Raw genomic sequence first — 236 nt, forward strand, 5'->3', positions numbered from 1 at the left:
CTTCGTCGCTTGAGTCGCCTCCATCAAAATCACTGTGATGATGTCGCCGACTTTAAGCGCTTTAATATCGGAATAGAGGCTAGATGCCTGACTGTCCTGATACATGGAACCTGTAGCGGCAATCTTAGTTGGCGGCGAAGCAGGAAAGAAGGGGGAGTAATAGGGGACGTAAGGGAAAGGGGACGGAACGAGGGGGGAAGAACAAAGGAAGAAGAAGAAACGCAGAAAGAAGGATA

Annotated in this window: 1 protein-coding gene; it reads right to left on the reverse strand. The window is 49.6% G+C overall.

Features of this window, described 5'->3' with window-relative positions; translation table 11 throughout:
* Positions 1-225, reverse strand: a 225-nt coding sequence (locus MTCD1_RS20305) for a flagellar basal body L-ring protein FlgH (protein WP_200818724.1), incomplete at its 3' end; no start/stop codon positions are given.
* Positions 226-236 lie beyond the last annotated feature (11 nt).

The organism is Colwellia marinimaniae, assembly GCF_002207865.1.
Classification (GTDB): Bacteria; Pseudomonadota; Gammaproteobacteria; order Enterobacterales; family Alteromonadaceae; genus Colwellia; species Colwellia marinimaniae.